9 protein-coding genes and 1 tRNA gene are annotated in these 9,277 nt (G+C 73.0%); 7 read left to right on the plus strand and 3 right to left on the minus strand.

The genetic code is table 11. The annotated features are described in order from the left end of the window. The 3 genes from JNW98_RS33195 to JNW98_RS33205 form a co-directional block, all read left to right on the plus strand. On the plus strand, positions 1-468 hold a 468-nt coding region (locus tag JNW98_RS33195), incomplete at its 5' end, for a beta/alpha barrel domain-containing protein (protein ID WP_504755627.1). Between the two features lie 57 nt (positions 469-525). After that, positions 526-1,545, plus strand: a complete 1,020-nt coding sequence (locus JNW98_RS33200) for an acyl-CoA desaturase (RefSeq protein ID WP_223772015.1) — start codon at positions 526-528, stop codon at positions 1,543-1,545. Between the two features lie 116 nt (positions 1,546-1,661). Next, positions 1,662-3,302, plus strand: coding sequence for an AMP-binding protein (locus JNW98_RS33205; RefSeq protein ID WP_223772016.1), 1,641 nt, complete (start codon positions 1,662-1,664; stop codon positions 3,300-3,302). Positions 3,303-3,390: 88 nt separating this feature from the next. Here JNW98_RS33205 and JNW98_RS33210 read toward each other — a convergent pair. Beyond that, positions 3,391-3,475 (minus strand) — tRNA-Leu (locus JNW98_RS33210). A gap of 239 nt (positions 3,476-3,714) precedes the next feature. Here JNW98_RS33210 and JNW98_RS33215 point away from each other — a divergent pair. The 3 genes from JNW98_RS33215 to JNW98_RS36765 all read left to right on the plus strand — a co-directional run bounded on the left by JNW98_RS33215 (position 3,715) and on the right by JNW98_RS36765 (position 6,484). Further along, complete coding sequence (locus JNW98_RS33215) at positions 3,715-5,031, plus strand: M20/M25/M40 family metallo-hydrolase (RefSeq protein ID WP_223772017.1); 1,317 nt, start codon at positions 3,715-3,717, stop codon at positions 5,029-5,031. A 153-nt stretch (positions 5,032-5,184) separates the two neighbouring features. Further along, positions 5,185-5,418 carry a chaplin gene (locus JNW98_RS33220; RefSeq protein WP_223772018.1) on the plus strand — a complete coding sequence of 78 codons (234 nt, stop codon included), beginning with the start codon at positions 5,185-5,187 and terminating at the stop codon, positions 5,416-5,418. Between the two features lie 157 nt (positions 5,419-5,575). Then, positions 5,576-6,484, plus strand: a complete 909-nt coding sequence (locus JNW98_RS36765; protein WP_223772019.1) for a chaplin — start codon at positions 5,576-5,578, stop codon at positions 6,482-6,484. A 201-nt stretch (positions 6,485-6,685) separates the two neighbouring features. Here the strand turns inward: JNW98_RS36765 and JNW98_RS33230 are convergent, their stop codons facing one another. Continuing rightward, a complete protein-coding gene (locus JNW98_RS33230) occupies positions 6,686-6,874 on the minus strand; it encodes a DUF5703 family protein (protein ID WP_078588254.1) in 189 nt (62 codons plus the stop codon). 47 nt (positions 6,875-6,921) lie between these two features. Between JNW98_RS33230 and JNW98_RS33235 the strand changes: the two genes are divergently transcribed. Continuing rightward, the gene (locus JNW98_RS33235; RefSeq protein WP_223772020.1) at positions 6,922-7,773 is read left to right on the plus strand and encodes a hypothetical protein; all 852 of its coding nucleotides are present in this window, start codon (positions 6,922-6,924) and stop codon (positions 7,771-7,773) included. An 81-nt stretch (positions 7,774-7,854) separates the two neighbouring features. On the opposite strand, the gene JNW98_RS33240 is transcribed toward JNW98_RS33235, so the two are convergent. Then, on the minus strand, positions 7,855-9,277 hold a 1,423-nt coding region (locus tag JNW98_RS33240; RefSeq protein WP_223772021.1), incomplete at its 5' end, for an AAA family ATPase.

Raw genomic sequence — 9,277 nt, forward strand, 5'->3', positions numbered from 1 at the left:
CCCCACGCCGACCTGCTGTGGATGGAGACCGGCACCCCCGACCTCGACGAGGCCCGCGCCTTCGCCGAGGCGATCCACGCCGAGTACCCGGACACGATGCTCGCCTACAACTGCTCGCCCTCCTTCAACTGGAAGGCGGCCCTGGACGACGACCGCATCGCCAAGTTCCAGCGCGAACTGGGCGCGATGGGCTACCGGTTCCAGTTCATCACCCTGGCGGGCTTCCACTCCCTCAACCACGCCATGTTCGACCTCGCCCGCGGCTACGCCGAGCACGGCATGACGGCCTACGTCGACCTCCAGGAGCGGGAGTTCGCCGCACAGGAGCACGGCTTCACCGCCGTCCGCCACCAACGCGAGGTCGGCACCGGCTACTTCGACCTCGTCACCACCGCGCTCAACCCTGACTCCTCCACCACCGCCCTGACCGGCTCCACCGAGGAGGAGCAGTTCCACCCGGCGCCCTGAGCGCCCTGTCCTTCTGTCCTGTCCGTGTGTTCGTTCCCGCTGGAAGGGGTTGAGGTAATGGACGGCAGGGAGCACCGCTGGTTCATCCTCGGCGCGTCCGTCATCCCGCTGCTGGGGGTCCTGGCCTCCATGGCACTGCTGTGGAACAAGATCTTCTCCTGGTCCGACGCCGTGGTCCTCGTGATCATGTACGCGATCTCCGGATTCGGGATCTCCACCGGCTACCACCGCATGCTCACCCACCGCTCGTTCGAGACGTACAAGCCCATCCGCGTCGCCCTGGCCACCGCCGGCGTCATGGCCGGGCAGGGTCCGCCGCTGATCTGGGCCGCCCACCACCGCAAGCACCACCGCGTCGCCGACAAGGAGGGCGACCCCCACTCGCCCCACCTGGACTTCCCGCCCGGCTTCAAGGGCACGATGACCGGCCTGTGGCACGCCCACCTCGGCTGGCTGTTCGACGAGAAGCTCACGTCCGACCCGATGCGCTACTGCCCGGACCTGGTCCGCGAGAAGCCCATGCGCTGGCTGAGCGAGCACCTGGTGCTGGTCACCGCCGCGGGCGTCGTGCTGCCCGGCCTGCTCGCCTTCGCGATCACCGGCGGCAGCGTCACCGCGGGCCTGACCGGCATGCTGTGGGGCGGCCTCGTCCGCATCTTCCTCATCAACCACATGACGTACGCGGTGAACTCCGTCGGCCACTACTTCGGCCGGCGCCGCTTCGAGACCACCGACGAGTCCCGCAACGTCGCCTGGCTGAGCGTGCCCTCGTTCGGCGAGGCATGGCACAACAACCACCACGCCTTCCCGCGGTCCGCCCGGCACGGCATGAAGTGGTACGAGGTCGACCTCTCCGCCATCCTCATCTGGAGCCTGGAGAAGACCGGCCTGGCCTGGAAGGTCATCCGGATCGACCCGGAGCGGATGGAGATGCGCGAGGCCGGCATCAGCCGCGTCAGCGGCGGCTCCACCGACGACCAGGCCCGGCTCCTCGCGTCACAGCAGCACCTCGCGCCGCTTGCCGAGCGCAAGAAGAGCGACCGGCCCACCGATCCGACGCTCGTCGACGTCGAATGACCCCGTCCGGGCCGGTGCTGCTGGTTCTGCGAGCCCGCACCGGCCCGGACACGTCGTTTCGCGCACCCACGGGAATCACGCACGGGAACCACCACCAACGGGGAGTACGGCCACCCATGGATTTCTTCTCCGCCCTGACGAACGGGTCCTCGCGCGGCGTCCTGCACGCCTGGACGGGCGACGCCTTCGAGCACACCCCCTGGCGCGACGTCGTCCGGGACGCCCACGGCATGGCCGCCCGGCTGCGCGCCCTCGGCGTACGCCCCGGCACCCGCGTCGCCTGCATCCTCACCAACACCCCCGACACCGTCCGCGGCCTGCTCGCCACCTGGCTGGCCGGCGGCGCCGTCGCTTCCCTGCCGCTGCCCACCCGCGGCCAGAGCCAGGAGGCGTACGGGGCCCAGCTCGTCGCCCTCACCGCCCGCCTCGACCCGGTCCTCCTGCTGGCCGACGACTGGATAGCGGCGACGCTCCCCGCCGAGCTCACGGCGTCCGTCCCGGCCACGGGCTGGACGGCGCTACGCGCCGCCGGAGTGTCCTCCTCCTCCCCCTTCACCCCGAGTCCCCCCAGCCGGGACGACCTGGCCTTCGTCCAGTACTCCTCGGGCAGCACGAGCACCCCCAAGGGCTGCGCCCTCACCACCCGTGCCATCGAACGGCAGTTGGAGATCATCCTGCACCTGACGGGCGGCCGCCCCGGCGCCGACACCGTCGCGTCCTGGCTGCCGCTTTCGCACGACATGGGCATGTTCGGCTGCCTGCTGTACTCCTGGGCGTACGACTTCCACTTCGTGCTGTCCACGCCCGACCGGTTCGGCCTCGCGCCGAGGTCGTGGTTCCGCGACATATCCGAGTACGAGGCCACCATGACGGCCGGCACCAGCACCGCCGTCTACCTCGCGGCCCGGGCACAGGGGAGGGGCACCCTCCCGAAGGAACTGCGCCTCCGGGCGGCCGTGATCGGCGCCGAACGCGTCGACTGGGACACCCTGGCCGCCGCCACCGCCGCGTTCCGCCCCTTCGGCCTCACGGACACCGCGTTCCAGCCCGCCTACGGCATGGCCGAGGCCACGCTGGCCGTGGCGGGCAAACCCTGGGCCCAGGCGCCCCGGGCCCTCACCTTTCACGGTCCGTCCCTGGTGGAGGGCAAGGCGGTGGAGACCGACCCGGACGACCCGCAGGCCACCCGCCTCGTCTCGAACGGCGTCCCGCTCCCGGGTGTCGAGATACGGGCGGGCGAACCCGGCCACGTGGCCGAGATCGAGGTCGCCTCCCCCAGCCTCGCCCAGGGCTACTACGCCGACCCCACCCGCACCGCGGAACGCTTCTCCGACGGCCGACTGCGCACCGGCGACCTCGGCTTCCTCCGCGACGGCGAGCTGTACGTCCTCGGCCGGGCCGACGACATGCTCTCCGTCGGCGGCCGCAAGGTCTACGCCTCGGAGATCGAGTCGGCCGTCGACTCGATGCGCAACGTCCGCAAGGGCTGCGCCGCCCTCGTCGACGCCGGCGACGCGGGCGCCACCCGCCTCGTCCTGATGGTCGAAGCCCAGGGCAACCCCAAGGACTTCCGCCCCATCGCCGAGGAGGCCGCCGGCCTGGCCCTCGAAAAGGCCGGCGTCGCCCTCGACGAATGCCTCTTCCTCCCGCGCGGCGTCCTCCCCAAAACCCCCAGCGGCAAAATCCAACGCTTCCGCTGCCGAGCCCTCCTCACGGACCCCACCCTCGCACCGGTGGCGCGGGTGTCCTTGGGCTGACCGGACGCCCCACGGCCGGCCCCGGCCACCGCCGGGGTCGGGGCCGGAAAAAACAGAAGAACCCCAGCTCAGCTGGGGTTCTTCGTTGTGTCCGAGGGGGGACTTGAACCCCCACGCCCGATAAAGGGCACTAGCACCTCAAGCTAGCGCGTCTGCCATTCCGCCACCCGGACCAGGTGTCGTTTCCTCGGGGTGTTCCCCGCGGCGACATGGAAAACAATACCAGGTTTCGAGCGGCGCTCGATCACGTGGGCGGAGGGCGGTCCCGGGGCTGCGACCAGCGGGTTCTTGCGGGAGTGTGTCGGCAGGATTGCGGCCTTGGGCTCGGGCGGCGGCGGGTGCAGGATGGCGGTGGGCCCATGCCGGGGGTCCGTGCGAGAGGGCTCCCGGGGGCGAACCACGAGGAGGCAGCGTGAGCGCGGAACAGAAGACGGGCGCCGAGAGCGAGGTCGTGGACATCTGCCGCGACCTGATCCGGATCGACACCAGCAACTACGGCGACCACTCCGGGCCGGGCGAGCGCGTCGCTGCCGAGTACGTGGCAGAGAAGCTCGCCGAGGTGGGGCTGGAGCCGAAGATCTTCGAGTCGCACCCGGGTCGGGCGTCGACCGTGGCGCGGATAGAGGGTGAGGACCCCTCGCGGCCGGCGCTGCTGATCCACGGGCACACGGACGTCGTCCCGGCCGATGCCGCCGACTGGACGCACCACCCGTTCGCCGGCGAGATCGCCGACGGGTGCCTGTGGGGGCGCGGCGCGGTCGACATGAAGGACATGGACGCGATGACCCTCGCGGTCGTCCGCGACCGGATGCGGACCGGGCGGAAGCCCCCGCGCGACGTGGTGCTGGCCTTCCTCGCGGACGAGGAGGCGGGCGGCACGTACGGCGCCCGCTATCTGGTGGACAAGCATCCGGGCCTGTTCGAGGGGGTCACCGAGGCGATCAGCGAGGTCGGCGGGTTCTCGTTCACCGTCAATGAGAATCTGCGGCTGTACCTGGTCGAGACGGCCCAGAAGGGCATGCACTGGATGCGGCTGACCGTGGAGGGCACGGCCGGCCACGGCTCCATGACCAACACGGACAACGCGATCACCGAGCTCTGCGAGGCGGTCGGCCGGCTCGGGCGGCACCGGTTCCCGGTGCGGGTGACGAAGACCGTGCGGTCGTTCCTCGACGAGCTGTCGGACGCGCTGGGCACGCCGCTGGACCCCGAGGACATGGAGGCCACCCTCGCCAAGCTGGGCGGCATCGCCAAGATCATCGGGGCGACGCTGCGGAACACGGCCGCCCCGACGATGCTGGGCGCCGGCTACAAGGTGAACGTGATCCCCGGGCAGGCCACGGCGCACGTGGACGGCCGGTTCCTGCCGGGGTACGAGGAGGAGTTCCTCGCCGACCTCGACCGGATCCTCGGGCCGCGGGTCAAGCGCGAGGACGTGCACGCCGACAAGGCGCTGGAGACGGGCTTCGACGGCGACCTCGTCCAGGCCATGCAGACGGCCCTGCGGGCCGAGGACCCGATCGCCCGCGCCGTCCCCTACATGCTCTCCGGCGGCACCGACGCCAAGTCCTTCGACGACCTCGGGATCCGCGGCTTCGGGTTCGCCCCCCTGAAGCTGCCGCCCGAGCTGGACTTCGCCGGCATGTTCCACGGAGTGGACGAGCGCGTTCCCGTCGATGGTCTGACATTCGGTGCGCGCGTGCTCGACCGGTTCCTGGATGAGTGCTGAGAGTCTTTCTGAAAGAGCGTCAGGTTGTGCGGAGTTGGCGCTTTTTTCGCCGGAAAGAGTGAACGCGCTCAAGGTTACGTAGCTCGGTTCCCTCCGTGTCGTTACAGGGTGTGCGGTCCGCGGCTGGGATCGCATTCCAACAAGGAGGAATCCATGCTCAAGAAGGTCGTCGCCACTGCGGCTGCCACCGGTGGTCTCGTGCTCACGGGCGCGGGTCTGGCAGCAGCGGCCGGCGGGGCTCAGGGCGCCGCGGTGAACAGCCCCGGTGTCGTCTCGGGCAACGTCGTCCAGATCCCGGTCTCCGTGCCGGTCAACCTGTGCGGCAACACGGTCAACGTCGTCGGGCTGCTCAACCCCACGCACGGCAACACCTGCGTCAACAAGTGACGTTGCCCCTCACCGGGTGAGGGATGGAGAACCGGGCGGCTCCGGAGCGCGCGCCATGCGCCCCGGGGCCGCCGGGCTTTCGACCCGGACACCGTGCGCGGGCAGCCGGCCCGCGCACGTTCCGCATGGCAAGCAGTAGTAGCAGAGGGGCAAAGCAATGCGACAGGTCGCCAAAAAGGGCCTGCTCACCGTCGCGGCAGCGGGCAGCGTGCTCGCCGTGACCGGTGGCTACGCGTACGCGGACTCGGGCGCCCAGGGCGTCGCCGCGCACTCCCCGGGCGTCGCGTCCGGGAACAACGTCCAGGTGCCGGTGCACGTGCCGGTGAACGTCTGTGGCAACACCGTGAACGTCGTCGGGGCGCTCAACCCGGCCTCCGGCAACACCTGTGTCAACGGGGGCCACGGCGGTCACGGCTCCCACGGGCACGGGCACGGCAGCGGTCACGGCCAGGGCCACGGGCACGGCGGCCACCACGGCGGCGGCTCCGGAGCTCAGGGCGCGGCCGTCGGCTCGCCCGGCGTCATCTCCGGGAACAACGTCCAGGCGCCGATCGACGTGCCGGTCAACGCCTGCGGCAACACCGTGGACGTGGTCGCCGTCGCCAACCCCACCTTCGGCAACACCTGCGTCAACGACGGCCACGGCCACGGGAAGGGGCCGGACCACACGCGTCCGCACCACCCGGGCAAGCCCTCGCACCACCACCCGCCGGCCGACAAGCCGCACGGGGACAAGCCCCACGGGGACCACGAGGACCACGGGACCCACGGGGACAAGGACAAGCCGTGTGACGAGCACCGGCCGGGCGGTAAGCACGACAAGCCCGCCGAGCACTCGGTGCACGACAAGCCCGGTCACGTCACCCCCGGCCCGGTCGTCCCGGTGGCCGTGGTGAAGGACGCGCACCGTCCGGCGCAGCCGGCCGCCGCGGCCGTCGAGGAGCGGGACGACCAGCTCGCGCACACCGGCGCGGGCGAGCTGGGCATGGCCGGCGCCGCGAGCGCGGCCCTGCTGCTCGGCGGCGCGGTCCTCTACCGCCGGGCGCGTGCCGGTCAGCAGAGCTGATCCGGTGAGCTGAGGCGGTCGCGCCCGCCAGGCCGCGCCCGCCAGGCCGCGCCGGCCGGCACCGCCGGTCGGCCCTGCCGGGCGGGCGCAGCGACTCCAGGGAGCGGGTCCCGGACCACCGGGGCCCGCTCCCGTCGTCGTTCGGTCGTTCAGCCGTTCCCGGGGTGGCGGGTTACGGCGCCGGTCGGCGCGGGCGTACCGTCACCAGGTGGCGCGCAGCTGGCGGATGATCCGGCGGCGCAGCCGGACTCTTCGGCTGCCGTCGGGGAAGAGGCGCAGTCGGTCCAACTCCCAGTGTCCGTACTCGGCGTGGTCGGTCAGCAGTCGCGTGGCAGCGCCTCGGGAGACCCCTCGCGGCACATACACATCACAGAATTCGTATTCCGGCATCGCATCTATTGTGCGGGAACAGCCCCGGTACGGATAGCGTCTGCACTATGTCTGATGCTGCGCAGCCAACCGCCGCCGAGGTACGGGCCGCCGCCGAGGCGGTCAAAGCCGCTCTGGACCGCCACCTCGACGCCGTCGAACGCCGGTCGGGCGAGGACGACCCGGCCGTCTACGCCGCGTTCAACGAGCTGGCCGCGGCAGCCGAGGCGTACGACGAGCTGCTGTACGACGCCTACGACGAGGTCACTCCGTTCGAGATCCCGGGTGACGACTCGCTGCCCGCCTACGCCGGCCCCGACGAGCCCAGCGCGCTGAGCGTGCTGATCCGCCGGGACTACGCGGTGGCCGAGCCGCAACGGCTGCTCTCCCAGGCCCAGCGGGTCGCGGACCTGGATCCCGACGTCCCCGACCTGGCGCCCGGTTCGAACCGGGCGGGGAACGGCGCCGGGATCGTGGGCGGCAGTGTGCACGCGGCCCTCGGGGTGCTCTTCGGCGAGTACGAACCGGACGAAATCGCCTCCCGGCACAAGGAGTTCGGCCTGGAGGAGGGCGACTCCACGCTGTGGGTGGCCGCCCTCGACGACCTGGCCGAGCCGGGGGAGTGGCTGTCGGCCCCCTTCGACCAGGCCGATCCGCAGCGGGTGGTCTGCCGGTTCGACGTCAGCGCCGTGTTCGACGAGGAACTGGACGACCTCGACGACGACGGGCTGGACGACGCGGTGCTCGGCGTCGCGGACGGCCGGGTGGCGTTGGACGTCGTGTCGGATGACGACGACATCGAGGTGGTCGACGACGAGGACCTCGACGAGGACGGGGACGAAGCCGAGGGCGGCGCCGGCGACGCGGCCGGCGGCGCGGGGGCGCCGGGCGGCCGGAGGGGGCCGGGCACGCCTCGCTGACCGGGTGGGGCGGGGCGGGGCGGCCCGGGCGAGCCGGGCCGGTCCGACCGGCCGGACCGGCCCGCCGCGGCCGCCGGGCGCCTACCCCGCGGGCGGTGTCTGCAGGGTAGGCGTCAGCAGCGTCCGGAGCCGTGTGCTCCGTTCCTTCGCCGGGACCTCCGCCACGGCCCGCGGCAGGTCCTGGCCCGCGCCGTGCACCACGGACAGGTGGCGCTCGCCGCGGCCGAACGCCGTGTAGACCCAGGACCTGGTCAGGTCGGGGCCCGCGTCGCCGGGCAGGACGACCACCGCGGCCGGCCAGCGGGTGCCGGCCGCCTGGTGGGCGGTGACGGCCCAGCCGTGCCGCACCGCGTCGGCCACCCGGCCGGGCGGGACGACGACCTGGGTGCCGGAGCAGTCGAGCCGCAGCCCGTCCGCGTCGCCGGAGACCACCGTGCCCGGGGCCATCCGGCCGGGGGCGGGGACGTACGCGACCCGGTCGCCCGGGTCGAAGCCGCCGAACCGGCCCGGGCCGGGGTTGAGCCGCTGCTTCAGCGCGGCGTTGAGCGCGCGGGTGCCGGCGGCGCCGCCGTGGCCGACCGTGACGACCTGCGTGGCCTCGGGCGGGACGCCGATCGCGCGGGGGACGGAGTCGGCGACGAGCTGCACCGCGCGGTGCACGGCCTCGCCCGCGTCCGTCACCGGGACGATGACGACCTCCTTGCCGGGGGCATCGACCCGCAGCAGCTCGCCGGCTCCCACGCCGGAGAGGAGCTCGCCGAGCGGGCCGGGATCCGGGGTGCGGGAGACGACGACCGGGCAGGCGCGGGCCGCCAGGACGTCCGCGAACACCCGCCCCGGACCGGCCGACCACAGCTCGGCGGGGTCGCCGGAGAGCACCAGCCGGGCGCCGTCGGGCAGCGACTCCACCAGCGCGGCGGCCGTCTCCACGTCCAGCCGCGGCGCGTCGAGCACCACCAGGACGTCGACGTCGAGCGTCCCCTCGGCGTCCCGCTCCGGGCCCTCCCGGCCGGCCAGCAGCCCGGCGACGGTGACCGCCTCCGCGTCCCCGGCGGCGGCCAGGCGCCGCCTGCCGTCCTCGGTGAACGCGGCGGCCACCGCGCGGAGTCCGAGGGCGCGGGCCGCCGCGACGACCGCCGCGGGCTCGGCCCGGGCGGCCTCGCCGCCGCTGTGCGCGACCAGGCCGGAGTCGGCCACGGCGCGGATCAGTTCCGCGGCCGACGGGGAGGGGGCCGCGGCGGCGGCTCCCGCCCAGTCGAGGTCCCGGGCGGCGAGGGTGCCCAGCAGCCGGGCGAGTCCGTCGGCGAGGCTCTCCTCGGCCATGGCGTACCGGTCGAGGCCGAGCAGCGTCCGGACCGGCACCTCCGCCTCGCCGGCCTCCTCCTCAGGGGTCTCCGGGGCCCGCAGGGGCTCCTGGAAGACCAGCACCGAACCGTCCGCGATCACCTCGCGCAGCGCCTCCTCCGGGTCCGGGACGGCCCGGCGGGCGAGCTCCTCGCGCAGG

Source organism: Streptomyces huiliensis (assembly GCF_020037025.1).
Lineage (GTDB): Bacteria > Actinomycetota > Actinomycetes > Streptomycetales > Streptomycetaceae > Streptomyces > Streptomyces huiliensis.